The following is a 25,386-nucleotide window of genomic DNA, read 5'->3' as shown; positions in this document are numbered from 1 at the left end:
GCGCCGTCAGGTCTGTCCGGGGCGCAGCTGGTAGAAAATGTGACGGCCGATCACGTCGTTCTTCTTCAGCTTGCGCGCCCAGCGCGGGCGCACGTAATTGGCGTGGTAATGCGTCGCTTCGCCCACCGACGCCAGATAAAGCTGGCCGGAGTACACCTCGCGGGCGATGCGCACCGCCTGGCTCCACGCCGCCGTCTCGGTGGGAACCAGCCGCTTGCCTTCGCAGGCGAAGGTGAACTGGCAGCCCAGATAACGGTGCCGGTTCTGGTACACCACGCCGCAGATGCTGCGCGGATAAAGGCCGCTCTTCACCCGGTTCAGCACCACCTGCGCCACCGCCGCCTGGCCGGCCGGCGGTTCGCTGCGCGCCTCGAAATAAACCGCCTCGGCGAGGCAGCGCTGCTCGCGCTCCAGCCGGTCAGGACTGATCAGGCTGGCGTAGTCGGGCCGGCCGTGGCGGGCGCGGGCGAAGGCTGCGCCGCTGTCGCCACGGCCCGGAATCACCGGCGCGGCGGCGACCTCCACCGGAACCGCCTCCGGCGGCGCCGGCGTCGCCGAGGCCAGCGCCATGGCGCGCGGCACGGACGGGGTGCCGCCGTCGCGGGCGTCGGCCGGCTTGCGCCACAGCCGGGCGGCGCGGCGGGCGGCGCCGGACAGGCGGCCCGGCTCCGCCGTTTCGGGCTCCGCGGCGGCCGCGCCCGTCAGGTCGGTGGCGTCGGCGGCGGGCGAGGATTCGGTCGTCTGGCGGGCGGTGGCGCCGTCGTCGTCGTCCGCCGCCTCAAAACGCCTGATCTCGTCCAGATCGGGAATCTCCACCGCCCCTTCCATCAGCACCGTGCCCGGCAGCAGCCGCTCGTTGCGGGAGAACAGCAGGGCGGAGGCGGCGGTGCGGGCGCGCAGGGCGGCGGCGTCGAGGGCGGCGCGGCTCAGCGAGGCTTGCGGGCGCAGCGGCGGCCCCTTTCGGGCGCGCTGCGCCTCGGGAAAACGCGGCGCCGGTCCGCGGGTGAGCTCGCGCTTGAGCGCGGCGCGCGGCCGGATGACATCGCCGGCGGGCGCCTCCGCCGGCGCGGCCAGCGCCGCCAGGGTGCGGGCGGCGGGCGAAAGGCCCAGCGCCGCCGCCGCCAGGCCCGGCGAGCGCGGCACCAGGTCGCCGGGGTCGGGCGCCGCGGCCGACGGCGGCGGCGCCACGCTGGCGCCGACGCCAAGATCCTGTCCCGCCGTCGCGGTGAAGGACACCAGCATGCCGGCGGCGAGCGCCCATGGCGCGGTGGTCGCGCACATCCATCTCATGCTGTTCCGACGCACACGCATGGCTTTCCGCTGCCTGTCCGGAGGGGCGCATGACGCGGGACCGGCAGGGCCGCGCCCCGCGGGCGCCCGCGCGCCCCCTGTTTCCCGACCTCACGTCCGCCGGAAGCGACGCCGGCGCGACGCGGCCGGCTTCCGGGTTTCCCGCAACAATCGGCGAACAGCGTTGACAAACGGTAAAGCGGCGCCGGGCCGGCGCCGCCTTCGCGATGCGCTCCGGACGGCGCCATGGCGAAATGAAACAGGCCGGCGCGGGGCGCCGGCCTGACGGTTACGCTGCCTTTGCCTGAACGGGCGTCAGGCGTTGACGCCCTTGCGGCGCAGGGCGGCCTGGGCCGCCGCCAGGCGGGCGATCGGCACGCGGTAGGGCGAGCAGGACACGTAGTCGAGCCCGGCCTCCTCGCAGAACGCCACCGAGGCCGGATCGCCGCCGTGCTCGCCGCAGATGCCCACCTTGAGCGCGGGACGGGTCGTGCGGCCGCGCTCCACGCCGATGCGCACCAGCTCGCCCACGCCCTCCTGGTCGATGGTGACGAAGGGGTCGGCCGGCAGCAGGCCGCTGGCGGTGTAGGCGCCGAGGAACGAGGCGGCGTCGTCGCGGCTGATGCCCAGCGTCGTCTGGGTGAGGTCGTTGGTGCCGAAGGAGAAGAACTCCGCCGTCTGCGCGATCTCGCCGGCGCGCAGGGCCGCGCGCGGCAGCTCGATCATCGTGCCCACCTGATAGGTGAAGCTGACGCCGGTCTCCTGCTGCACGGCGGCGGCCATGGCGTCGATGCGGGCCTTCACCAGGTCCAGTTCGGCGCGGGTCATGACCAGCGGAACCATCACTTCCGGGATCACCGGCTGGCCGGTCTTCTTCGAGGCGGCGACGGCGGCCTCGAAAATGGCGCGGGCCTGCATTTCGGCGATTTCCGGATAGGCCACCGCCAGGCGGCAGCCGCGGAAGCCCAGCATCGGGTTGAACTCGTGCAGCTCATGGGCGCGGCGGCGCACCCGCTCCGGCGTGGAGCCGATGGCCTTCGCCACCTCGGCGATGTCCGCGTCGGTCTGGGGCAGGAACTCGTGCAGCGGCGGATCGAGCAGGCGGATGGTCACCGGCAGGCCGGCCATCAGCGTGAACAGCTCCTCGAAGTCCGAGCGCTGCATGGGCAGCAGGCGGGCGAGGGCGGCGCGGCGGCCTTCCCCGTCCTCGGCCAGGATCATCTCGCGCATGGCCATGATGCGCGAGGCGTCGAAGAACATGTGCTCGGTGCGGCACAGGCCGATGCCCTCGGCGCCGAAGGCGAGGGCGGTTTTCGCGTCCTTCGGCGTGTCGGCGTTGGCGCGCACCTTCAGGCGGCGCGCCTCGTCGGCCCAGGACATCAGCGTGGCGAAGTCGCCGGAGAGCTCGGGCTCGATGGTGGGCACCGCGCCGGCGAACACCTCGCCCGTGCCGCCGTCGAGGGTGATGACGTCGCCCTTCTTCAGGGTGCGGCCGCCGACGGTCATGGTCTGGGCCTGGTAGTCGACGCGGATGGCGCCGGCGCCGGAGACGCAGGGCTTGCCCATGCCGCGGGCCACCACGGCGGCGTGCGAGGTCATGCCGCCGCGCGTGGTGAGGATGCCCTCGGCCGCGTGCATGCCGTGGATGTCCTCCGGGCTGGTCTCCACGCGCACCAGGATGACCTTGCGGCCGGCCTTGCGGGCCTCCTCGGCCTCGTCGGAGGAGAACACGATCTCGCCGCAGGCGGCGCCGGGCGAGGCCGGCAGGCCGCTGGCGATGCGGTCGCGCGGGGCCTTCGGGTCGAGCGTCGGGTGCAGCAGCTGGTCCAGCGCCGCCGGATCGACGCGCAGCACGGCCTCTTCCTTCGTCAGCAGGCCCTCATTGGCCAGGTCGACGGCGATGCGCAGGGCGGCGCGGGCGGTGCGCTTGCCGTTGCGCGTCTGCAGCATCCAGAGTTTGCCTTCCTCGACCGTGAACTCCATGTCCTGCATGTCGCGGTAATGGCGCTCCAGCAGGTTGTAGATGCGGACGAGCTCGGCGTAGACCTCCGGCATCTCCTTCTCGAGCGACGGCTTGTCGGAGCCGGCGGCGATGCGGGCGGCCTCGGTGATGTCCTGCGGCGTGCGGATGCCCGCCACCACGTCCTCGCCCTGGGCGTTGATGAGATATTCGCCGTAGAGCGCCTTCTCGCCGGTGGAGGGGTTGCGGGTGAAGGCCACGCCCGTGGCCGAGGTGGGGCCGCGGTTGCCGAACACCATGGCCTGCACGTTGACGGCGGTGCCCCAGCTGGCCGGGATGCCGTGCAGTTCGCGGTACTTGATGGCGCGGGCGTTCATCCACGAGCCGAACACGGCGCCGATGGCGCCCCACAGCTGCTCGCGCGGGTCCTGCGGGAAGGGCCGGCCCAGCTCCTTCTCGACGATGCCCTTGTAGACGCCCGCCATCTCGCGCCAGTCGTCGGCGGTGAGGTCGGTGTCGAGGCTGTAGCCCTTGCGGTTCTTCAGCTGGTCGAGGGCGTCCTCGAAGTGGTGGTGCGGCACGCCCAGCACCACGTCGGAATACATGGTGATGAAGCGGCGGTAGCTGTCCCAGGCGAAGCGCGCGTCGCCGGAGAGGCGGGCCACGGTCTCCACGGTCTCGTCATTGAGGCCGAGGTTGAGCACCGTGTCCATCATGCCCGGCATGGAGGCGCGGGCGCCGGAGCGCACCGAGACCAGCAGCGGGTTGTCCCGGTCGCCGAACGTCTTGCCGGTGAGGGCGCCGACCTTGTCGAGAGCGGCGTTGACCTGTTCCTCCAGATCGGCCGGATACGTCTTGCCGTTGGCGTAATACCAGGTGCAGACCTCGGTGGTCACGGTAAATCCGGGCGGAACCGGCAGGCCGAGATTGGCCATTTCGGCAAGGTTCGCGCCCTTGCCGCCCAGGAGGTTCTTCATTCCGGCGTCGCCTTCAGCGCTTCCGCCGCCGAAGGAGTAGACCCACTTAGCCATTTTAGGCGCCACTCTCTTGGTTAGCATGCGAGGGTTGGGGGCAGGGTTTACGGATAGATCGCCAAAAGGCAATGCGCGAATGCGCCCGCGACGCCAGAATTTGCGACCGGCGTCTGTATTTTCGCCTCTTTGCCGCGCCCGCCTGCGGTCGCCCGGCAGGCCCTGGAGCCCCGAATTTCCGCCCTGAATTTCAGGAAGATCGGCGCGACGGGGCGGCATCCTGCGCGTCCGCGCGCGGGCGCGGCCCGGGACCCTCCGGGGGAGGAGGAATTTTCGCGCGCCGGCGCAGTGCGGGCCGCACGCGCCGCCCGGGCGACGCGCGGCCGCCGGCGCTGGTTTGCGCCGGCGGCCGCGTCATGATCAGGTGCTGCCCGATGTTGATGTGAGTCGCACAAACATTAGGCATTGCATATTGTTGCGGCGGCGGGACGCGCCGTCACATGCGCCGGCCCAGCAGCACGCCCAGCAGCGTCGCCGCGAGGGCGGCGTTCACCAGGGCGCTGCGCGACACCGGTTTCTTGCGCTCGCCTGTGAGATCTTCGGCCAGGTTTTCCCCAATCGCCCTGATTCGCTCGCCGGCTGCGCGCGCGGCGTCGAAAGCCTGGCCGGCCGCCGCGCCGGCGGCGCGTACGCCGGCCTCTGCGGCCGCGTTCACCACGCCGGCGCCGAGGCCGCCCGGCGCGGCCGGGGCGGCGAGGGGCGCGGGCCCCGCCGCCGGCCGCGGCCGCCAAAAGGCGATGGCGAAGCCGATGACCGCGACCAGCAGCGCCGCGCCGGCCACCGCGAGATAGCCGGTCACCGGGCCGTGGAGCCACGTCACCACGATGAACAGCGCCCGCAGCAGCGCCACCATGACGGTGATGAGCGCCGCCACCGCCAGTCCAAGGCCGATGGCCAGGCGGATGACGCTCCGCCGGACCCCGGCCGCGTGCGCGGAAGCCGCCGACAGCAGCGCGTTGATCATCAGTGTCTCCGGGTCAGCATGCCGATGAGAATGCCCACGCCGAGCGAGGCCATGACGGCGCCGAGCGGATTGCGCCGCACGGTGTCCTCCACGTCGCTGGCGAAGGAGGCGGCGTGCTCCCTGGCGGCGCCGGCCACGTCCGCGCCGGCGTTGCAGGCGCCTGCGGCCGCGCCGTAGACGGTGTCGCGCACCGCGCGCGCGCCTTCGCTCACCGCCGAGGCGGCGGCCGAGCCGCGGCTGGCGGCGATGGCGGCCACCGTTTCGCTCAGCCGCGCGATGTCTTCCCGGAGCTGTTTCAGGTCGGCGGCCAGCGCCTCGCTGGCGGCGTCAGCCGCGGCGCGCGCCTCGCCGGCGCCCTTGCGGATCTCGCCGGCGGCCCTGCCGGCGGCGTCCCTGGCCTCGTCGAGGGCGGTCCTGCCCACGCCTTCGCCCTGCGGCGTCGCATCATCTTTCTGGACCATGCCTGTGCGCTCCTGTCATCTGTGCTCGCCGGGATGGTAGGGCCGCGCCGGGGCGGGCGACCGGCCGGCCCTTGCGCCAGCTTGGGACCGTCGGCGCGGCCGCGGCAACCGGCTTCACGCGTTTTGGTGAATCCGGCCGCGCGCGCCCCGGTTCCGGCCGGCATGGCTGAAACGCCGGAGGTCACGGTCCGGTTCCGGCGCGCGGGCCGTTCCTGACGCAGGAGCGGGAAAAAGGGCGGGAACGACGGCGGGCCGGCAGCGCGCCCTGGCCGCGACGTCGCCGCCGCGCCCGGGACGCCGCCGGCGGCGGGCGCGGGGCGGCGCGGATCAGAGCACGGCGCCGGGGTTGAGCAGACCCTCGGGATCGATGGCGCGCTTGATGGCGCGCATCAGGTCCAGCGCCACCGGGTCCTTCACTGCCGGCAGCAGGTCGCGCTTCAGCCGGCCCACGCCGTGCTCCGCCGAGATGGAGCCGCCGAGGCGCGTGACGATGGCGTGGACCTTCTCGTTCATGGCGTCCCACAGCCCGAGAAAGGCGTCCCGGTCCGCTCCTTCCGGCTGGCTGACGTTGAAGTGGATGTTGCCGTCGCCCATGTGGCCGAAGGGCACCGGCCGGCAGCCGGGAACCATGCCGGAGACGCAGGCGACGGCCTCCTCAAGGAACTGCGGAACCAGCGCCACCGGCACCGAGACGTCGTGCTTGATGGAGCCGCCTTCGAGCTTCTGCACCTCGGAGAGGGCCTCGCGCAGCGTCCAGAAGGCGTGGCGCTGGTCCAGCGAGGCGGCGATGGCGGCGTCGGCGACCACGCCCTGTTCGATGGCCTCGCCCAGCAGCGCCTCCAGCATCTCGTCGAGGCCGCTTTCCGCCGGGGAGGAGAGCTCCAGCAGCACGTACCACGGCGAGACGTCGCTGAGCGGATCGCGCGCGCCGGGGATATGCCGGGTGACGAACTCCACGCCGATGCGCGGCACCAGTTCGAAGGTGGTGAGGGCGGAGCCGGCCTGCTTCTTCGCCAGCATCAGCAGCGCGAGTGCCGCCTCCGGCGACGCCACGGCGCAGAAGGCGGTGGCGCGGCTGCGCGGCCGCGGAAACAGCTTCAGCACCGCGGCGGTGACGACGCCCAGCGTGCCCTCCGAGCCGACGAACAGGTCCTTCAGGTCGTAGCCGGTGTTGTCCTTGCGCAGCTTGTTGAGACCGTTCCACACCCGCCCGTCGGCCAGCACCACCTCGAGGCCCAGCACCAGGTCGCGGGTGTTGCCGTAGGCCAGCACCGCGGTGCCGCCGGCGTTGGTGGCGATGTTGCCGCCGATGGTGCAGGAGCCCTCCGAGGCCAGCGACAGCGGGAACAGGCGGTCGGCCTGTTCGGCCAGCTCCTGGGCCTTCAGCAGGGTCATGCCCGCCTCCACCGTCATGGTGTCGGTGAGCGGGTCGATCTCGCGCACCCGGTCCATGCGCGCCAGCGACAGCACGATGGCGTCGCTCTCCGCCCCCGGAATCTGGCCGCCGACGAGGCCGGTGTTGCCGCCTTGGGGCACCACGGCCAGGCCGAGCGCGCGGGCGTGGCGCACCACCGCTGCCACTTCCCCGGTGCTGCCCGGCTTCACCACGGCGCGGGCCACGCCCCGGTAGAGATCGCGCGCCTCGCGCAGGAACGGCTCCATGTCCGCCGCCGCGGTGATGACGTTGCGCGCGCCGACGATGGCGGCGAAGCCGTCGAGGTCGACGGGCGCGCGGACGACGGGAGTGGTGGGGGCGACAGGCTTGCTCATCGTCTTGCCCTTGCGGCGCGCTCGAACACGCCGATGATTTCCGTGTGGGCGGAATGGCGGAACTGGTCCACCGGGGTGACGCTGGCCGCGGCGAAGCCGCCGGCCAGCAGGATGGCCGCGTCCCTGGCGAAGGTGGCGGCGTCGCAGGAAACATAAACCACCTTGCCGATTCGGGCGGCGGCGATCTGCCGGACCAGCGCCTCGGCCCCGGCGCGCGGCGGATCAAGCACGAGCGCGTCGAACCGGTCGATTTCCGGCGGCAGCAGGGGCCGGCGGAACAGGTCGCGCCGCTCGGTGGTGACGCGCTTCAGGCCGGGCGTGTCGCGGAAGCCCCGGTCGAGGGCGGCCAGCGCCGCCTCGTCCAGCTCGATGGCGTGGGTTTCGGCGCGTTCGGCGAGGCGCAGGGCGAAGGGGCCGCAGCCGCTGAAGCAGTCGGCCACGCGCTTCGCCTTGCCGGCCGCCGCCAGCATGATGTCCGCCAGCGCCTGCTCGCCCGCGGCCGTGGCCTGCAGGAAGCCGCCAGGGGCGGGCCGCACCAGCGCCCGGCCCATGGGCACGAAAGGCGGGCGGCGCTCCACCAGCACGTCGCCGTGCAGCGACAGGCGCGCCAGGTCCAGCTGCTCCGCCAGCGCCACCAGACGCAGCCGCGTGGCCGCCGCCTGGCGGCCGAGATTTCTCTCCCCGAGACCGCGAATGTCCACGTCCAGCCCGCCCAGGGTTGCGGTGAGCTGGATGTCCAGCGGCTTGCCGAAAGCGGCGAGCAGGCGGGTGAAGGCCAGCGCGACCTGCGGGGCGCGGGCGAGGCCCGGGTCCAGCTCCGGGCAGCGGTCGATGGCCGCCAGCTCATGGCTGCGCGGGGCCATGAAGCCCACCGCTGGCCCGCCCGGGCCGGAACGGCCGTGCAGCGTCACCCGCCGCCGGCCGGAGCCGCCGGCGTGAACCAGCGGCCGCAGCTCCACGGCCACGCCGGCGCGCTGCAGGGCGGCGCGCGCCGCGCCGGTCTTCCACTCCGCGTACAGCTGCGGCGCCATGTGGCGGGAGACGCAGCCGCCGCAGCGGCCGAACCAGGCGCAGTCCTGGGCCACGCGCATGGGCGAGGGCCGCAGCACCTCAATGAGGCGCCCGCGCCCGTCCGCCACCTCCGCCAGCACCGTTTCGCCCGGCAGGGCGCGGTCGATGAACACGGGGCCGTCCGGCGTGCGCGCCACGCCGTCGCCTTTTGCGCCGAGGTGATCGATGGTCAGTTGCTGCGCCACGGAGGCCTCATCGCGAAACGGTGTTCCGGGTCATGTGCGGGGCGCGCGGCCTTGGCCGGCGCCACGCCGGCGAAACAGCGCTTTTGCGCCCCGCGGCGGCGAAAATAAAGTCCGGCCGCCGCCGGGGCGGGCGCCGCGACGCCGCAGCCTCAGCGCGCCAGCCGCGCCGCCGCCAGAAACTCCTCATTGCCGTCGCCGCCGGCGATGGGCGAGGGGATGACCCCGGCGACGGCGAACCCCAGCTCCTGCAGCAGCGCCACGACGCCGTCGCACACGCGCCGGCGCACGGCCGGATCACGCACCAGCCCCCGGCTGTCGACGAAGGCGCGGCCGGCCTCGAACTGCGGCTTGATGAGCGCCACCAGCGTCCCCTGCGGCGCCAGCAGCGCCGGAACCGCCGGCAGCGCCAACTTCAGCGAGATGAAGCTGAGGTCCATCACCGCCATGTCGGCGGCGCCGAAGCCGTGGGCGCGCATCAGCTCCGGCGTCACCGCGCGGGCGTCCTGGCCTTCCAGCGACACCACGCGCGGATCGGCGGCGATGCGCGGATGCAGCTGGCCGTGGCCCACGTCCACCGCCAGAACCCGCGCCGCGCCGCGCGACAGCAGCACGTCGGTGAAGCCGCCGGTGGAGGCGCCGAGATCGACGCAGGTCCAGCCGGCCGGCTCGATGCCGAAATGGTCGAGCGCCCGCGCCAGCTTGACCCCGCCGCGGGACGCCCAGGGATGCGGCGCCGCCGCCGTCACCGCGTCGTCGTCGCCGATTTTCTCGGAAGGTTTGGCGATGACCCGGCCGTTGACGGCGACAAGGCCGGCGGCGATGGCCTCCTGCGCCCTGGCGCGGCTTTCGAACAGGCCGCGCGCCACCAGGGCGCGGTCGGCGCGCTCCCGGGCCATGGCCTCACCCTGCCCGGCGCGCCGTGACGCCGGCGTCGCCCAGCGCGCCGAGCACCTTCGCCACGATGCCGGCTGCGTCGAGGCCGGCGTCGGCGTACATGCGCTCGGGCCTGTCGTGCTCCTGGTAGCGGTCCGGCAGCGTCATGGCGCGCACCTTGAGGCGGCCCGAATCCAGCAGGCCTTCGTCGCTCAGCGCCTGGAACACCCAGGAGCCGAAGCCGCCCACCGTGCCCTCCTCGATGGTGACCAGCAGCTCGTGTTCGCGGGCGAGGCGGCGCAGCAGGTCGCGGTCCAGCGGCTTGGCGAAGCGCGCGTCGGCGACCGTGACGGAGACGCCCATGGCATCCAGCTCGTCCGCAGCCTTCAGCGCCTCGGCGAGGCGCGTGCCCAGCGACAGGATGGCGACGCGCCCGCCCTCGCGGATGATGCGGCCGCGGCCGATGGGCAGGATCTCGCCCTGCTGCGGCAGCTCCACGCCAACCCCCTCGCCGCGCGGATAGCGGAAGGCGATGGGGCCGTCGTCATAGGCGGCGGCGGTGGCCACCATGTGCACCAGCTCCGCCTCGTCTGCGGCGGCCATCAGCACCATGTTGGGCAGGCAGCCGAGACAGGCGATGTCGAAGGAGCCGGCGTGGGTGGGCCCGTCGGCGCCCACGAGGCCGGCGCGGTCCAGGGCGAAGCGCACCGGCAGGTTCTGCAGCGAGACGTCATGCGCCACCTGGTCGTAGGCGCGCTGCAGGAAGGTGGAGTAAATGGCGCAGAACGGCCTGTAGCCCTCCGCGGCCATGCCGGCGGCGAAGGTCACCGCATGCTGCTCGGCGATGCCGACGTCGAAGGTGCGCTCCGGAAACTCCCGGCCGAACAGGTCAAGGCCGGTGCCGGAGGGCATGGCGGCGGTGATGGCGACGATGCGCCCGTCCGCCCGCGCCTCCCGGATCAGCGCGTCGGCGAAGACGCGGGTGTAGGAGGGGGCGTTGGCCTTGGGCTTGCTCTGCGCGCCGGTGACCACGTCGAAGCTGACCACGCCGTGATACTTGTCGGCGGCGGCCTCGGCCGGGGGATAGCCCTTGCCCTTCTGGGTCACCACATGCACCAGCACCGGGCCGTTGTCGCGGTCGCGGACGTTCTTCAGCACCGGCAGCAGGTGTTCGAGATTGTGGCCGTCGATGGGGCCGACGTAGAAAAAGCCGAGCTCCTCGAACAGGGTGCCGCCGGTGAGCATGCCGCGGGCGAATTCCTCGGCGCGCTGGGCGTTGCGGTAAATGAACTCCGGCAGGCGGCTGGCGATCTGCTTGCCCATCTGCCGCAGCGAGGCGTAGGCGCCGCCCGACACCAGCCGGGCCAGATAGGCCGACATCGCCCCCACCGGCGGGGCGATGGACATGTCGTTGTCGTTGAGGATGACGATGAGCCGCTCGCCGCGGGCGCCGGCGTTGTTCATGGCCTCATACGCCATGCCGGCGGACATGGCGCCGTCGCCGATCACGCACACCACATTGCGCTTCTCGCCCCTGAGCTGGCTGGCCACCGCCATTCCCAGCCCCGCCGAGATGGAGGTGGAGGAGTGCGCCGCGCCGAAGGGGTCGTATTCGCTCTCCGAGCGCCTGGTGAAGCCGGAGAGGCCGCCGCCCTGGCGCAGTGTGCGGATGCGGTCGCGCCGGCCGGTGAGAATCTTGTGCGGATAGGACTGGTGGCCGACGTCCCAGATGATGCGGTCGTGGGGGGTGTCGAACACGTAATGCAGCGCCACGGTGAGCTCGACCACGCCGAGGCCGGCCCCCAGATGGCCGCCGGTGACCGACACCGCGTCGATGGTCTCCGCCCGCAGCTCCGCCGCCAGCTGCGGCAGGTCGCTTTCGGGCAGCGCCCGCAGGTCGGCGGGGATGCGGACTTTATCGAGGAGCGGGGTCTCGACGGCCAATGGAGCTAACCTTCAGCGTTCGGCGCCGCCCGGGCGCGCGGGGCCGCAGGCGGCGGGGCGTCGCGCGCCGTCACGCCGGCGCGGCGGTTCCGGATCCACGGACATAAGCCTTCCGGGCGCGGAGGTCAAAGGCGGCGGCGCGCGAACACGCTCCGGGACGCCGCGGCGCGGCGCGCCAGCGGCCCAGGCGCGGCGTCACTCCGGATCAAGCGGCGTGACGCCGGCGGGGCTGCCGTCGGGCCCGAGCGCAATCTTCTCGATGCGCGCCTCCGCCGCGCGCAGCAGGCCCTCGCAGTGGCGCTTCAGCGCCTCGCCGCGCTCGTAGAGGCTGATGGATTCCTCGAGGTCCACCCGGCCCTCCTCGAGACGCCGCACGATGGCCTCCAGCTCGGCCATGGCGGCCTCGAACGGCAGCGCGCTGATGTCGGCGGGGGCGGTCTGCTGCGTGGTTTCGGCCATGTGCGGTCCCTCCAGACGCCGCGGCGGCGCGCGCCGCGCGGCGGTCGGCCCCGTTATCGCTCCGGGCGGCGCCGGGCTCAAGCGCCGTCGCCGTTTTTCTCCGCGCGCGGCGTCCCGTTTTCCCCTGGCCGGGCGCCGTCTTCAGCCGCCGTCCGCCGCGAGGGCGTCGAAGCGGGCGAGAAAACGCGCCGCCGCCTCATCGGCGCTCCACGGCGCCAGATAGGGGGCCACGTCGAGCGGCAGCGGCGGCGGCGGGCCGAAAAAGCGCTCCGCCTCGGCGACGCTGAACCCCGCCAGCGCCACCGCCTCCAGCCGCGCCGAGGCGCGGTCCGCCTGCTTGATGATGCGGCGCACCGGCGGCGACGGCCGGGCGCTGAGGCCGAAGCGCAAATGCACCGCCTCCTGCAGCCGCGCCTCAATGCGCGCGTAGGCCTCGCCCAGCGCCGCCTTGAACGGCGAGATCATGTCGCCGATCACATATTCGGGCGCGTCGTGCAGCAGCGCCGCCAGCCGCGCCTTGCGCGACAGGTGCGGATGCAGGCTGGCGGCGATGGCCTCCACCAGCACGCAGTGCTGCGCCACCGAAAAAATCGCCGGGCCGCCGGTCTGGCCGTTCCAGCGGGCGACGCGGGCGAGGCCATGGGCGATGTCGGCGATCTCGATGTCCAGCGGCGAGGGGTCGAGCAGGTCGAGCCGCCGGCCCGACAGCATGCGCTGCCAGGCGCGGGCTGGCTCCGCCGTCCGGCGGCCGCGGGCCGCAGGAACCAGGGCCGGCTGGACCGGCGCGGCCGGCGTCGCGACCACTGGATCTGGCCGGACCGCCGGCGCCGGGACGGGAATGGATGAAGTTGCCTTGCGGGACATGATCAGCACTGGCGCGCCGCCGGCGGGGCCGGGGGCGGGGACTGGAAGGTTGCGCCGGCCGTCTGCGCCTGGGCGACGGGGCCGGCTGCGGGTGGGCGCATGTCGCGGCCGGACGCCGCCGCCCATGCGTCTGGCCGTCCGCCTGGCCATGCGCTTCGCCAGACGTCTGGCCGCGCGCGTGGCCATGGTCTGGCCGCGGGCGTCATCCGCCGCCGTCAGGAAACGCCGGACCCGGGCCGTCCGGCCCGTCGCGGCGCGCCGGTCCGGCGGCGCAGGCGCGACAGGCGTCATGGCGGTGGCACTCCGTCAGATGGTCGTTCACCATGCCCACCGCCTGCATGAAGGCGTAGGTGATGGTGGGGCCGCAGAAGCGGAAGCCGCGCGCCTTCAGCTCCCGCGCCATGCGCTGCGACTGCGGGCTCTGGGTCGGCGTCTCCGCCCGCGTCCGCAGGTTGTTCTGCACGGGAACGCCGTCGACGAAATCCCACAGGAAGCGGGCGAAGCCGGTTTTCTCCTGGATCGCCAGCCAGGCGCGCGCCCCGCTGACCGTCGCCTCGATCTTGGCCCGGTTGCGCACGATGCCAGGGTCCGCCATCAGCCGCGCCACGTCCGCTTCGGTGAAGCGGGCGATGCGCTCCGGATCAAAGCCGGCGAAGGCGGCGCGGAACGCCTCGCGCTTGCGCAGGATTGTGATCCACGACAGCCCTGCCTGGAAACCGTCGAGGATCAGCTTCTCGAACAGCGCCCGGTCGTCATGCTCGGGCACGCCCCATTCCCCGTCATGATAGGCGACGTAGAGCAGATCGGTTCCCGGCCACCAGCAGCGCAGCAGCCCGTCCGGATGGCGCAGCAGCCCCGCCTCCAGATATTCCGCCTCTTCCTGTCGCGTCCGGCCGGCGCCGCCCGCCAGCGCGTCGTCCTGCGCCTGCGTCCCTGTCACCGCTTCCGCCCCCCTGTCTGGCCCGTCTGCGACCGAGTTAAGAACAAAAGTGGAACAGTTGCAAGCGTCGCGCCGGCTGCGGCGCGGCGGGGTCAGGGCGCGTCGAAACTGGCCCAGGCGGGCCGCGCCAGCTGCAGCGGCGCGCCGTTGACGGTGAGGGCGAGGCCCCCCGCCTTCGCCTCCGCCGCCCGGTCGAGGCGCACGAGGGCGATGGCTGCCTCGCCGCTCACGGCGCGGATCTCGCCCACGCGTTTCTCGCCGGCCATGACCGCGTCGCCCGGAGCGGCGGCTGCGTCCGCCGGCAGGCGCGCCGCCATCATGCGGGCGCGGGCCGTGCCGCGGTGCTGCATGCGCGACACCACTTCCTGGCCCACGTAACAGCCCTTGCCGAACGACACCGCCCCGAACTGGTCCAGCCCCGCCTCATGGGGAAACACGTCGCCGGCGGCGAAATCGGCGCCGCATTCGGCCACCGCCGCGGCGATCCGCCAGGCCCGGTAGGCGTCCGCGCCTGCGTCCGGCAGGGCGGCCACGGCGTCGCGCGGGGCGATGCAGCGCTGGCCAAGGCCGGGATGACGGGCGTCGGTCCACACGAGGCCGGGCAGGGGCGCCGCGTCCGCGCCCCAGCCGGCGGCCACCGCCAGCTCCTGGCTGCGGTCCGTGAAGACGGCGCTGGCGCGCAGCCGGTAAAAATTCAGCCGCCTGATGAAGTCGGCGACGCTGGCGGCGGCCACGTCGAACAGGAAGCCGTCGCCCTGCGCCTCCGGCAGGCGGAGCAGCTGGAAATCGAACAGGATCTTGCCCTGGGGCGTCAGCAGGGCGCCGGCGACCGCCGCTCCGGGCGCAAGGCCGGCGACGTCGCAGGTGAGCAGCCCCTGGAGCAGGGTCGCGACGTCCTCGCCGGCGGCCGAAACGACGCCGCGATCGACAAGATGGGCCGTGGGCATGGTCTACTCCTGCAGGGTGCGCCTTTGGCGCTTGCGCGCCCGCGCCGGCTGACATAATCCGGGCGGGCGCAGGTTCCAACGGTCGCCGCGGGCGGGCAAGCCCCCGCGCCGGCGCCGCAGCTTTCTCCAGCACAGGAAACGGGGCTGATGGCCGAAACCTATGATCTTGTTCTCGCCGGCGGCTCCGTCGTCAACCAGGACGGCGAAGGCGTCCGCGACGTGGCCGTGCGCGACGGCGTCATCGTCCGCATCGGCGACGTGGACCACGCCCGCGCCGGGCGGGTCATCGACTGCCGCGGCCTCACCATCCTGCCTGGCGTCATCGACACCCAGGTGCATTTTCGCGAGCCCGGCCTCGACCACAAGGAAGACCTGGAGACAGGCTCGCGCGCCGCGGTGATGGGCGGCGTCACCGCGGTGTTCGAGATGCCGAACACGAACCCGCTCACCACCTCGGCCGGGACGCTGGCCGACAAGGTGAGGCGCGCCCGCGGCCGCATGCACTGCGACTTCGCCTTCTGGGTGGGCGGCACCCATGGCAATGTCGCCGACATTCCGGAGCTGGAGCGCCTGCCCGGCGCCGCCGGCATCAAGGTGTTCATGGGCTCGTCCACCGGCGACCTGCTGGTGGAGGACGACGAGGGCGTGGCGCGCATCCTGCGCCAGACCCGCCGGCGCGCCGCCTTCCACTCCGAAGACGAGATGATGCTGCGCGCGCGCAAGGACCTGCGCGTGGAGGGCGACCCCTCCAGCCATCCCGTGTGGCGCTCGGCGGAGGTTGCGCTCAACTGCACGAAACGCCTGGTGCGCATCGCCCGCGAGGCCGGCGCCGCCATCCACGTGCTGCATGTCTCCACCGCCGGGGAGATGCGCTTCCTCGCCGACCACAAGGATCTGGTCTCCTGCGAGGTGACGCCGCATCACCTGACCCTCGCCGCTCCTGAGGCCTATGAAAAGCTCGGGACCCTCGCGCAGATGAACCCGCCCGTGCGCGACGCCGCCCACCGGGCCGGCCTGTGGGAGGGGGTGACCCAGGGCGTGGCCGACGTGCTTGGCTCCGATCACGCGCCGCACGCGCTGGAGGAGAAGATGAAGCCCTATCCGGCTTCGCCCTCCGGCATGACCGGGGTGCAGACGCTGGTGCCGGTGATGCTGGACCACGTCAACGCCGGCCGGCTCAGCCTCGCCCGCTTCGTCGACATGACCAGCGCCGGCCCGGCGCGGCTGTTCGGCATCGCCGGCAAGGGCCGCATCGCGGTGGGCTATGACGCCGACTTCACCGTCGTCGACATGAAGCGCGTGGAAACCATCCGCAACAGCTGGATCGCCTCGCGCTGCGGCTGGACCCCCTATGACGGCGTTTCCGTCACCGGCTGGCCGGTTGGCACGGTGGTGCGCGGACATGTGGTGATGTGGGAGGGCGAGCTGGCCGCCCCGTCCCGCGGCGAGGCGGTGCGTTTCATCCAGGCCATGCCGCGCGCCTGACCGGCGCCGCGCCTGCGCCCGGACAGCCGGGGCGGGCGCGCCAGGTCGGGGCGCGTTCCTGCCGGGGTCCGGCGCCGTCCGGGCCTTCGCCGTTTCCGACCTGACCGCGGACGGCGGGGGGCGGCTATTTCACCACCACGCGGGTTCCCGCCGGCGCGCGGTTGTACAGGTCGATGACGTCGATGTTGCGCATGCGGATGCAGCCGGACGACACCGAACGGCCGATCTTCTCCGGCTCGTTGGTGCCGTGGATGCGATACAGCGTGTCGCGGCCGTTCTGGTAGAGATACAGCGCCCGCGCGCCCATGGGATTGGCGGGGCCGCCCTTCATGTCGCGCACGTGCGGCCAGCGCGCCTTCATCTCCGCCGGCGGATGCCAGTCCGGCCACTCGGCCTTGCGCTGGATCACCGCCTCGCCGGTCCAGCCGAAGGCCTCGTCGCCCACGGCCACGCCGTAGCGCATCACCCGGTTGTCCGGCAGCACGTAGAACAGCTGGCGCGCCTTCGTGTCGACGACGATGACGCCGGGCGGCTCGCCGGTTTCGTTGGTCGACAGCAGGTAGCGTGCGTAAACCGGATCGTCTTCGGCTTTCGGGATCTGCGCGAGCCATTCCGCGTCGCGCGGCGACAGCTGCGGGTCTGGAGTGGTGGTGTAGCAGCCGGCGAGAACCGCCGCCGACGCCAGCGCCAGCGCCGCCCTGAGAAATGTCCGCATCGCCCGCCCCAGCCCCTGTCGCGGGCCGCAGGCGCCGCGAATCGCAGGAAAGATCCTGCTCGCGCCAAGGGGTAAATGAGGCGGTCGCCGGAGGCAACCGCGGCGCGCTCACGGCGCCGTGAAGGGCGCGACGGGGGCGGGCCGGCGCCGCTGGCGGGGGCGAAAACGCGGCCGCCGCGCCCCGCCGCGCGCAGGGATGATGGACAAGCTCCGGCGGGCTTGCGACAGTATCCCCGTCCAGACCGCGTAAAACAGGGCCGTTCATTTGACGACAACGCTGTATCTGTCGCATCCCGCCAGCCTCCATCACGAGACCGCGCCGGGACATCCTGAATCCAGCGACCGCATCCGCGCGGTCGAGCGCGCGCTTGAGGACGAAAGGTTTTCCATTCTCGCCCGCGAACAGGCGCCGCTGGCGTCGGAAGCCGACCTGCTGCGGTGTCACAGCCGCGACCATGTGGAGCGTCTGCGCGGCCTCATCCCGGCCGACGGCCGTCTGGTCGAGATTGACCCGGACACCACGGTGAGCATGGGCACGTGGGAGGCGGCGCTGCGCTCGGCGGGCGGGGCCATCCGCGCCGTGGACGAGGTGCTGGAGGGCAGGGCGATCAACGCCTTCGTCGCCGCCCGTCCGCCCGGGCACCACGCCGAGCGCGGCCGGGCCATGGGGTTCTGTTTCTTCAACAACGCCGCCATCGCCGCCCGTCACGCCATTCACAGGCACGGGGCGGAGCGCGTCGCCATCGTCGACTGGGACGTGCACCACGGCAACGGCACCCAGGACATTTTCTGGGACGATCCCAACGTCCTGTACTGCTCCACCCACGAGATGCCGCTGTTCCCGCACACCGGCGACATGGGCGAGCGGGGCGAACACAACAACATCGTCAACATTCCCCTCACGCCCGGCACCAACGGCCGCACCTATCGCGAGATCTTCGACCTGATGGTGGTGCCGCGGGTGGATTCGTTCCGCCCGGACCTGATCATCATCTCCGCCGGCTTTGACGCGCACTGGCGCGATCCGCTGGCCAACATCAATCTCACCGAGAACGACTTCTCCTTCGCCACCAAGCGCCTGCTGGACATCGCCGACCGCCGCTGCAAGGGGCGGGTGGTCTCCGTGCTGGAGGGCGGCTACGACCTGGAGGCGCTGCAGCGCAGCGTCGCGGTCCACGTGGAGGCGCTGCTCGGCGGATGAGGCGGGGCGGCGGTTGTCGCGGCGGGCGCTTCGCCTGCCGTGACGCTCCCCCACAGGGACGTCGCGACGGGCCAGGGCGTGACGCTGGCGCATGCGGAAGGCGCGCGCGGCGGGCGGCAGGCGGACGCCTGGCCGGCCCGTTCCGGTGACCGGCGCGCGCCGCGCTCTCCCTCCGTCATGCGCGGCGGGGCTGGCGGGGGCTGGGCTGGCCGTCCCATGCGGGCCATGCGCCTGCGTCCGGCAGGCGTGACGCGCGCCGCCGCGCCGGCGGCGACTGGCCGTCCGTCCGCGAAAAAAACGCCCGGACCGGAGGCCCGGGCATGACGCGGGCGCCTGCATGACGCTGGCGCCTGGCGGCGGGGCGGCGTCAGCCGTCCAGCGGCTCCGTGCGCGCGATCTCGATGCCGAAGCCGGCGAGGCCGACGAAAGCGCGCTCCGTCGACGACAGGTTGATGATGGAGTTCACCCCCAGATCCCGCAGGATCTGGGCGCCAAGCCCCACCTCGCGCCACTCGCGCACCCGGGTTTCCTCGGCGCTGGCCGGATTGTCGTCCCCCTGGCGGTGCAGCGGCACGCCCGCCGCGCCGTCGCGCAGGTAAACCAGCACGCCCCGGCCCTCGCGGGCGAAACGCGCCAGCGCCTTGTGCACCGCTGACGGGCCGAACAGGTCCGCCACCACGTCGGCGCGGTGCAGACGGGCGGGAACCGCCTGGCCGTCGCCAATGGAGCCCATCACAAAGGCGAAATGCTGCACGGTGTCGAGGCCGGTCTCGTAAACATGGCCGGTGAGGTCGCCGAACTGCGTCTTCACCGGGAACGAGCCGACGCGCTCCACCAGCTTCTCGCGCGAGCGGCGGTAGGCGATCAGGTCGGCCACCGAAATGCGCTTCAGATTGTGCTCGCGGGCGAACGCCTCGATCTGCTCGCCCTTCATCACCGTGCCGTCGTCATTGGCCAGCTCGCAGATCACGCCCACCGGCGGCAGGCCGGCGAGACGGCACAGGTCCACCGCCGCCTCGGTGTGGCCGGAGCGCATGAGCACGCCGCCGTCACGGGCGATCAGCGGAAACACGTGGCCAGGACGCACGAAATCCTCCGGCCCCATGTTGTTGCTGGCCAGCGCCCGCACCGTGTTGGCGCGCTGCTCCGCGGAAATGCCGGTGGTGAGGCCATGGCGCACGTCCACCGTCACGGTGAAGGCGGTGCCGAGCGGCGCGTCATTGGCCGCCACCATCGGGTCAAGGCGCAGGCGGCGGGCCTCGTCGCTGGACAGCGGCGCGCACACGATGCCGCAGGTGTGGCGGATGATGAACGCCATCTTCTCCGTCGTGCACAGCGCGGCGGCGCAGACCAGATCGCCCTCGTTTTCGCGGTCGTCGTCGTCGGTGACGATAATGATCTCGCCGCGGGCGATGGCTTCGATGGCTTCAGTGACGCTGTTCGACATGGCTGGTGTTCACCCCTGCAACCTTGGTTTCCCGGGCCGGCGCGCGCCGCGCCCGGGAGCAGCCGGGGAGGCGCCCCCGGCGTCTCCCGCCCTGTTTCCGTCGCCCCCGGCTTACGCGCCCGCCGGCGCCGACACAAGCGCCGTCTCTCACGTCCCTCCCTGTGTCAGGCGCGCGGCGGGCGCCGGCGCGCGCGAAGGTGGAAGGTGAAGGCGGATCCGCGCCGGCGGCGGGGGAGAAGCGCCGCCGCTTACGCCCGCGCGCCCGGCCAGCGCCGCACGCCGCCGGTCTGGGCGCGGTCGCGCAGATAGTGGTCGGCGATGGCGCAGGCCACCATGGCCTCGCCCACCGGCACGGCGCGCAGGCCGACGCAGGGGTCGTGGCGCCCTTTCGTCATTATGTCCGTTTCCTGGCCATGGCGGTCGATGGTGCGCCGCGGCGTCAGGATCGAGGAGGTGGGCTTCACCGCGAAACGGGCGATCACCGCCTGGCCGGTGGAGATGCCGCCGACAATGCCGCCGGCGTGATTGGAGAGAAACGCCGGGCGGCCGTCGGCGCCCATGCGGATCTCGTCGGCGTTCTCCTCGCCGGTGAGCGCGGCGGCGGCGAAGCCGTCGCCGATCTCCACGCCCTTCACCGCGTTGATGCTCATGAGGCCGGCGGCGATGTCGGCGTCCAGCTTGCCGTAAACCGGCGCGCCCAGGCCGGCGGGCACGCCCTCGGCCACGATCTCCACCACCGCGCCGGCCGAGGAGCCGCGTTTGCGCACGCCGTCGAGATAGTCGGCGAACACCTCCACCATCTGCGCGTCCGGGCAGAAGAACGGGTTGTCGTTGACGATGGACCAGTCCCAGTTGTCGCGGTTGACGCGATGCGGGCCGATCTGCACCACGGCGCCGCGCACCACGAGGCCGGGCACCACCTTGCGGGCGATGGCGCCGGCGGCGACGCGCATGGCGGTCTCGCGCGCCGACGAGCGCCCGCCGCCACGATAGTCGCGCAGGCCGTATTTCACGTCATAGGCGAAGTCGGCGTGGCCGGGCCGGTACCGGTCCCGGATGTCGCCGTAATCCCTGGAGCGCTGGTCGGTGTTCTCGACCAGCAGGCCGATGGAGGCGCCGGTGGTGACCTGTTCGCCGGTCTCCGGATGGGCGAAGACGCCGGAGAGAATCTTCACCGCGTCCGGCTCGCGCCGCTGGGTGGTGAAGCGCGACTGGCCCGGCCTGCGGCGGTCGAGATCGCGCTGGATGTCGGCTTCGGTGAGCGGAATTCCGGGCGGGCAGCCGTCCACCACGCAGCCGATCGCCGGACCGTGGCTCTCGCCGAAGGTGGTGACGCGAAAGAGGTGGCCGAATGAATTGTGCGACATGGGATTTCCTCTGCCGCCTGCATAGGGCCGCCGCGCCGCCGGGTCAAACGCTCCGCCGCCGTTTCCCGCGCCGTCGCGCGGCGCGCGCGCGACACAAGGGCGACCGCGGCCGCGCGCACGCCCTCCGGCCGGCGGACGGCGCCGCTCAGGCGGCGATGCGGGCCGGGGCGGCGCCGCCTGGCGCGGCGGTCTCCGCGGCCGTGGCGGCCTGCGCCGCCGCCCGCGCCCGGCGCAGCGGCTGCGCGGGGGCGCCGGTCCATTCCGAATGCGCCGGCACCGTCTCGCCCTTCATGATCACCGTGGTCTGGCCGATGCGGGCGAAGTCGCCCACATGGGTGTCGTAGAGCACCGTCGAGCCTGCGCCGACGGTGACGCCCCGGCCCAGCTCGATGCGTCCCACCTTCATGATCCGGTCCTCATAGAGGTGGGTCTGCAGCGCCGCGCCCATGTTGATGACGCAGTAGTCGCCGATCGTCACGCAGTCGAACTCGGTGATGTCCGCCCAGTCCATCCACACCCCCCTGCCGGTCTTCACGCCATAAAGGCGCAGCAGCCAGGGCAGGAACGGCGTGCCGCGGAAGAACTCCAGCGAGGCCTTGCCCACAAGGCCGCTGTAGATCACCGCCACCGCCTCGGTGCGCATGGCCCACCACGACCACATCGGATGGGCGCAGGGGCGGTAGACGCCCATCATCAGCCATTTCACCGCCGCCGAGAACGCCACCAGCGCCATGGCGATGGCCACGCCGGCGGCGAGGAACACGCCCAGCGCCGCCAGCCACGCGCCTTCGTCCAGCGGCCCGGCGATCACGTCCGCCGTCATGTAGCCGCAGGTGATGAACAGCGCCGTCGGCAGCGAGGTGTGGAACGCCTCGAACAGGGCGCGCAGCACGAGCATGCGCCGCGGCGGCTGGTAGGTGAAGCTGGCGGCGGCGCTGAATTTCTGGCGCACTGGCAGGCGGATGGCGGGGCTGCCGAACCAGGTCTCGCCGGCGCCGACATGCAGGCTCTCCGGCATGCGCGACTTCACGCCGAGCAGGGCGTCGTTCTCCACCACCGAACCGCCGGGCACGATGGCGTCATTGCCGAAGAACACCCGGTCGCCGGTCTTCACCCGCTTCAGCGTCATGTAGCCGCGGCGGACCTCCTCGTCGCCGAAGATCACCTCGTCGCCGAGGAAGTTGCCGTCGCCGATGTCGACGAGATCGTAGCGGCCGGCGAGATTGGTCGAGATCTCCGAGCCCTTGCCGATCTTCGCGCCCATCAGGCGGCACCACACCCGCATGTAGAGCGTGGCGTAGAGCGAGTTCAGCGTCTCCAGCGTCACCTCGGAGGCGAGGCCCATCAGCCAGCGCCGCACGTAAAACCAGGAATGGATGGAGTGCGTCCCGGGCTGCACCCGCCGCGGCAGGATGATCCAGCGGCACGCCACGATCACCGCCATGGACACCACGATCAGCGCCAGCGCCGTCGGCAGGGCGAGGAGGGGCAGCGTCGCCCAGGAAATCTCGTGGTCCGCCGCGCCGCTGAACAGGGTGTCCAGGTTGTAGAGCAGGTAGAAGGCCGGGAAGATGGGCAGCAGGCCCAGCATCAGCATGACGATGTAGCCGACGCCGTAGGCCACGCCCTGCAGGGCGCGGGTGGCCGGGGTCGTCTGCGCCTGCGGCGGCAGCGCCGCCAGATCGGCCATGCCGGTCTTGCGGGCCGGCGAGCCTTCCCACTTCTCCGCCTCGCCCACCGTCATGTTCTCCTCGATGGCGGTGAGGTCGGCGATCTCGGCGCTGCGGCCGACGCGGCAGTTGGGCCCGAAGGAGCACGCGTTGCCGATGTAGGCGTCAGGGCCGATGTCGATGGTTCCGATGACCAGCTCGTCGCCCACCGCCGCCACGTTGGCGAAGCGGGTCTTGTTGCCGATGGAGGCGCAGTCGCCGATGCTGATCAGGTCGATGGCGCCGGCCTCAAAGTCGCCGATAACCACGTCGCGGCCGATTCTGGCCCCGAGCAGGCGCAGGTAGACGCGCATCAGCGGCGAGTTCTGCAGGAAGTGCAGCGTGCTGGCCTGGATCATGCGCTGCACGAACCAGACCCGGAAATAATAGACGCCCCACAGCGGGTAACGCCCTGGCTTCGTGCGGCCCAGCACCGCCCATTTCACGCCCGCGATCAGCAGCTTGGCGCCGATGTTGAGCGCCACGTAAATCACGAACAGCAGGCCCATCTCCACCCACCAGGGCGCGTCCTCCCGCACCACGGCGATCGAGGCCAGGAACAGCCCCAGCCACTGGATGGTCACCATGCCCAGGATCAGCGGCAGCGCCAGCGCCTGGGCGACGCCGCACCAGAAGCGCCGCGCCAGCGGCGGCGGGGTGAAGGAAAGGTCCCGCGCCCCGTCCTCGCGGTTGGCCTCCAGCAGCGCCGCCATGGCCCGCAGCGTGCGGGCGGCGTAGACGTCCTGCATGGTGAGGCTGGCGAAGGCCGGGGTCTTGCGCACCTCCGAGACGAAGCGCGCCGCCAGCAGCGAATGGCCGCCGAGATCGAGGAAGAAGTCGGCGTCGAACGGGATTGTCTCGCCGGGGAACACCTTCTGCGCCGCAGCCAGCAGCGCCGCCTCGGCTTCGCCCTGCGGCTCCTCCTGCACGGCCGTCTCGCTGGCCGCGCGCAGCGGCAGCTGTTTCAGCGCCTTGCGGTCCACCTTGCCGGACGTGAGGCGCGGCAGGCTGGCCACCGTCTCGAAATGCGCCGGGAACATGTAGGAGGGCAGGCGGTCGCGCAGCGAGGAGCGGATCGCCATGCGGTCGACCGTCCGGCCGGGCTGCGCCACCAGAAAGGCGGTCAGCCGCTCCACGCCGCTGTCCTCCCGCACCACGACCGCCGCCTGGGCCACGTCCGGGAAGTCGCACAGCGCCGCCTCGATCTCGCCGAGCTCGACGCGGAAGCCGCGAATCTTCACCTGGTCGTCGATGCGCCCGTGGAAGGCGAGTTCGCCGTCCTCCGTCAGGCTCACCGCGTCGCCGGAGCGGTAGAGCACCGGCTCGCCGCCGGCGTCGCCGAACGGATTGGCGATGAATTTCTCCGCCGTCAGCTCCGGCCGGCCGAGATAGCCCATGGCCACGCCCGGACCGCCGATCAGCAGCTCGCCGGTGACGCCAGGCGGCGCAGGCCGCAGCGCCTCGTCCACCACATGGCAGGTGTAGTTGGGCAGCGGCCGGCCGATGGTCACCGGCCGGCCCGGGACGATCTCCGCCACGGTGGCGACCACCGTCGCCTCGGTCGGGCCATAGGTGTTGAACAGCCGCCGGCCCGGCTTCGCCCAGCGCTCCGCCAGCGCCGGCGGCAGCGCCTCGCCGCCCAGCAGGATGACGCGCAGCGAGGGGATGTCGTCCGGCAGCATGGCCAGCAGCGTCGGCACCGTGTCCAGCACCGTGACCCCGGCGGCGGCGAGCCGGCCCGGAAGGTTCTCGATGTCGTTCATCACCTCCGGCGTCGCCACATGCAGCGTGGCGCCGGCGAGATATGGCACCCACACCTCTTCCATGGAGAGGTCGAAGGCCAGCGACGCGCCCTGGAAGACGACGTCGTCCGGCCCCACGCCGTAGACCTCATTGGCGGCGCGCAGGAAGTGGCAGATGTTGCGCTGGCTGACGACGATGCCCTTGGGCGCGCCGGTGGAGCCGGAGGTGTAGATCACATAGGCGGGGCTGTCGGGGCCAAGGCCGCGGGCGCGCGGATCGGGCAGGGGAGCGGGATGGCCGGCCGCCCCTTCGGCGCGAAGCGTTTCGATGGTCCAGCAGGCGGCGCCGGGCCCTTCGGCGCGCCCGGCGAAGGCCTCGCAGGTGACGAGGCCGGCGGCGCCCGCGTCCTTCAGGCACACGGCGATTCGCTCCACCGGGGCGTCGGCGTCAAACGGCAGCCAGGCGGCGCCGGTGCGGGCGATGGCCGCCTGGGCCGCCAGCAGGTCGACGCCGCGCGGGGCCCACAGGCCCACCACCGCGCCCGGGCCGACGCCGCGGGCGACGAGGGCGCGGGCGATGGCGGCGGTGAGCGCCTCGGCCTCGGCGTAGGTCCAGCTGCGGCCGTCGCAGATCCAGACGGGATGGTCGGGACGACGGCGGGCGCTCTCCTCGAAAATCTCGGCCAGGGTTTCGTCGCGGAGCAGGTCCGGTCGCGCCGGCCCCCGCAGGCAGGACGACGCGGCGGTTCCCGCGTCCGCCTGGTTCATCTCATCAAACGCTGCCTTCATCCGTCTCCCTCCGGGAGCTCCGGGCGGGACGCTGGCCGGCCCGGTCACGCCCCTGTGACCAGGGCGCGCCGCAGCAATGCCCTGCGCCAGCTGAACCACGCATGAACGGAAGCGCGGACGTGGCCGCGGCGACGCGCCGGCGGCCGGCCGGTGTGGATGTAACGCTCCGGAA

At 72.5% G+C, this 25,386-nt stretch carries 18 protein-coding genes; 2 read left to right on the top strand and 16 right to left on the bottom strand.

Going from position 1 to position 25,386, the window contains the following annotated elements; all coding sequences use genetic code 11:
* Positions 1-6: 6 nt before the first annotated feature.
* From ACFFJB_RS09465 to ygfZ, 12 genes are all read right to left on the bottom strand, one after another.
* A complete protein-coding gene (locus tag ACFFJB_RS09465) occupies positions 7-1,281 on the bottom strand; it encodes a cell wall hydrolase (RefSeq protein WP_376830958.1) in 1,275 nt (424 codons plus the stop codon).
* A gap of 324 nt (positions 1,282-1,605) precedes the next feature.
* On the bottom strand, positions 1,606-4,281 hold the full coding sequence (gene ppdK, locus ACFFJB_RS09460) for a pyruvate, phosphate dikinase (protein WP_376830956.1): 2,676 nt from the start codon (positions 4,279-4,281) through the stop codon (positions 1,606-1,608).
* A gap of 436 nt (positions 4,282-4,717) precedes the next feature.
* A complete protein-coding gene (locus ACFFJB_RS09455) occupies positions 4,718-5,245 on the bottom strand; it encodes a hypothetical protein (protein ID WP_376830954.1) in 528 nt (175 codons plus the stop codon).
* Positions 5,245-5,706 (bottom strand): hypothetical protein, encoded by a 462-nt coding sequence (locus tag ACFFJB_RS09450; RefSeq protein ID WP_376830952.1) that lies wholly within the window; start codon positions 5,704-5,706, stop codon positions 5,245-5,247. Before ACFFJB_RS09450 ends, ACFFJB_RS09455 begins: the two co-directional genes overlap by 1 nt.
* Before the next feature lie 327 nt (positions 5,707-6,033).
* Positions 6,034-7,476 (bottom strand): FAD-binding oxidoreductase, encoded by a 1,443-nt coding sequence (locus ACFFJB_RS09445; RefSeq protein WP_376830951.1) that lies wholly within the window; start codon positions 7,474-7,476, stop codon positions 6,034-6,036.
* Positions 7,473-8,732: a class I SAM-dependent RNA methyltransferase gene (locus ACFFJB_RS09440; RefSeq protein ID WP_376830949.1), complete on the bottom strand. Its 1,260-nt coding sequence runs from the start codon at positions 8,730-8,732 to the stop codon at positions 7,473-7,475. Before ACFFJB_RS09440 ends, ACFFJB_RS09445 begins: the two co-directional genes overlap by 4 nt.
* Positions 8,733-8,881: 149 nt before the next feature.
* Entirely contained in the window at positions 8,882-9,628 is a 747-nt protein-coding gene (locus ACFFJB_RS09435) for a TlyA family RNA methyltransferase (RefSeq protein WP_376830948.1), read from the bottom strand.
* A gap of 4 nt (positions 9,629-9,632) precedes the next feature.
* A complete protein-coding gene (gene dxs, locus ACFFJB_RS09430) occupies positions 9,633-11,549 on the bottom strand; it encodes a 1-deoxy-D-xylulose-5-phosphate synthase (protein WP_376830947.1) in 1,917 nt (638 codons plus the stop codon).
* A gap of 195 nt (positions 11,550-11,744) precedes the next feature.
* Complete coding sequence (locus ACFFJB_RS09425) at positions 11,745-12,008, bottom strand: exodeoxyribonuclease VII small subunit (RefSeq protein WP_376830946.1); 264 nt, start codon at positions 12,006-12,008, stop codon at positions 11,745-11,747.
* A gap of 141 nt (positions 12,009-12,149) precedes the next feature.
* On the bottom strand, positions 12,150-12,719 hold the full coding sequence (locus ACFFJB_RS09420; protein WP_376832623.1) for an HD domain-containing protein: 570 nt from the start codon (positions 12,717-12,719) through the stop codon (positions 12,150-12,152).
* Positions 12,720-13,074: 355 nt separating this feature from the next.
* Positions 13,075-13,737 (bottom strand): DNA-3-methyladenine glycosylase I, encoded by a 663-nt coding sequence (locus tag ACFFJB_RS09415; protein ID WP_376832621.1) that lies wholly within the window; start codon positions 13,735-13,737, stop codon positions 13,075-13,077.
* A 167-nt stretch (positions 13,738-13,904) separates the two neighbouring features.
* The gene (gene ygfZ / locus ACFFJB_RS09410; protein ID WP_376830945.1) at positions 13,905-14,759 is read right to left on the bottom strand and encodes a CAF17-like 4Fe-4S cluster assembly/insertion protein YgfZ; all 855 of its coding nucleotides are present in this window, start codon (positions 14,757-14,759) and stop codon (positions 13,905-13,907) included.
* Positions 14,760-14,906: 147 nt separating this feature from the next.
* Here ygfZ and ACFFJB_RS09405 point away from each other — a divergent pair, with 147 nt between their 5' ends.
* Positions 14,907-16,244, top strand: coding sequence for a dihydroorotase (locus ACFFJB_RS09405; protein WP_376830944.1), 1,338 nt, complete (start codon positions 14,907-14,909; stop codon positions 16,242-16,244).
* A gap of 124 nt (positions 16,245-16,368) precedes the next feature.
* On the opposite strand, the gene ACFFJB_RS09400 is transcribed toward ACFFJB_RS09405, so the two are convergent.
* A complete protein-coding gene (locus ACFFJB_RS09400) occupies positions 16,369-16,959 on the bottom strand; it encodes a L,D-transpeptidase (RefSeq protein ID WP_376830943.1) in 591 nt (196 codons plus the stop codon).
* 265 nt (positions 16,960-17,224) lie between these two features.
* Here ACFFJB_RS09400 and ACFFJB_RS09395 point away from each other — a divergent pair, with 265 nt between their 5' ends.
* Positions 17,225-18,160, top strand: coding sequence for a histone deacetylase family protein (locus ACFFJB_RS09395; RefSeq protein WP_376830942.1), 936 nt, complete (start codon positions 17,225-17,227; stop codon positions 18,158-18,160).
* Between the two features lie 367 nt (positions 18,161-18,527).
* On the opposite strand, the gene ribB is transcribed toward ACFFJB_RS09395, so the two are convergent.
* From ribB to ACFFJB_RS09380, 3 genes are all read right to left on the bottom strand, one after another.
* A complete protein-coding gene (gene ribB, locus ACFFJB_RS09390) occupies positions 18,528-19,607 on the bottom strand; it encodes a 3,4-dihydroxy-2-butanone-4-phosphate synthase (RefSeq protein ID WP_376830941.1) in 1,080 nt (359 codons plus the stop codon).
* Positions 19,608-19,855: 248 nt separating this feature from the next.
* A complete protein-coding gene (gene aroC / locus ACFFJB_RS09385) occupies positions 19,856-20,974 on the bottom strand; it encodes a chorismate synthase (protein WP_376830940.1) in 1,119 nt (372 codons plus the stop codon).
* A 145-nt stretch (positions 20,975-21,119) separates the two neighbouring features.
* Positions 21,120-25,214, bottom strand: a complete 4,095-nt coding sequence (locus ACFFJB_RS09380; RefSeq protein WP_376830939.1) for a Pls/PosA family non-ribosomal peptide synthetase — start codon at positions 25,212-25,214, stop codon at positions 21,120-21,122.
* Positions 25,215-25,386: the final 172 nt, after the last annotated feature.

This window comes from Camelimonas abortus (assembly GCF_042432745.1).
GTDB lineage: Bacteria > Pseudomonadota > Alphaproteobacteria > Rhizobiales > Beijerinckiaceae > Camelimonas > Camelimonas abortus.
This window is presented reverse-complemented; position numbering and strand designations above follow the sequence as displayed.

What these genes read in the sequence shown, in the direction of transcription:
- ACFFJB_RS09465 (WP_376830958.1), bottom strand. Translation starts at nt 1,281, where the DNA reads ATGTGCGCGACCACCGCGCCATGGGCGCTCGCCGCCGGCATGCTGGTG.
- ppdK (WP_376830956.1), bottom strand. Translation starts at nt 4,281, where the DNA reads ATGGCTAAGTGGGTCTACTCCTTCGGCGGCGGAAGCGCTGAAGGCGAC.
- ACFFJB_RS09455 (WP_376830954.1), bottom strand. Translation starts at nt 5,245, where the DNA reads ATGATCAACGCGCTGCTGTCGGCGGCTTCCGCGCACGCGGCCGGGGTC.
- ACFFJB_RS09450 (WP_376830952.1), bottom strand. Translation starts at nt 5,706, where the DNA reads ATGGTCCAGAAAGATGATGCGACGCCGCAGGGCGAAGGCGTGGGCAGG.
- ACFFJB_RS09445 (WP_376830951.1), bottom strand. Translation starts at nt 7,476, where the DNA reads ATGAGCAAGCCTGTCGCCCCCACCACTCCCGTCGTCCGCGCGCCCGTC.
- ACFFJB_RS09435 (WP_376830948.1), bottom strand. Translation starts at nt 9,628, where the DNA reads ATGGCCCGGGAGCGCGCCGACCGCGCCCTGGTGGCGCGCGGCCTGTTC.
- ACFFJB_RS09425 (WP_376830946.1), bottom strand. Translation starts at nt 12,008, where the DNA reads ATGGCCGAAACCACGCAGCAGACCGCCCCCGCCGACATCAGCGCGCTG.
- ACFFJB_RS09420 (WP_376832623.1), bottom strand. Translation starts at nt 12,719, where the DNA reads ATGCTGTCGGGCCGGCGGCTCGACCTGCTCGACCCCTCGCCGCTGGAC.
- ygfZ (WP_376830945.1), bottom strand. Translation starts at nt 14,759, where the DNA reads ATGCCCACGGCCCATCTTGTCGATCGCGGCGTCGTTTCGGCCGCCGGC.
- ACFFJB_RS09405 (WP_376830944.1), top strand. Translation starts at nt 14,907, where the DNA reads ATGGCCGAAACCTATGATCTTGTTCTCGCCGGCGGCTCCGTCGTCAAC.
- ACFFJB_RS09400 (WP_376830943.1), bottom strand. Translation starts at nt 16,959, where the DNA reads ATGCGGACATTTCTCAGGGCGGCGCTGGCGCTGGCGTCGGCGGCGGTT.
- ribB (WP_376830941.1), bottom strand. Translation starts at nt 19,607, where the DNA reads ATGTCGAACAGCGTCACTGAAGCCATCGAAGCCATCGCCCGCGGCGAG.
- aroC (WP_376830940.1), bottom strand. Translation starts at nt 20,974, where the DNA reads ATGTCGCACAATTCATTCGGCCACCTCTTTCGCGTCACCACCTTCGGC.
- ACFFJB_RS09380 (WP_376830939.1), bottom strand. Translation starts at nt 25,214, where the DNA reads ATGAAGGCAGCGTTTGATGAGATGAACCAGGCGGACGCGGGAACCGCC.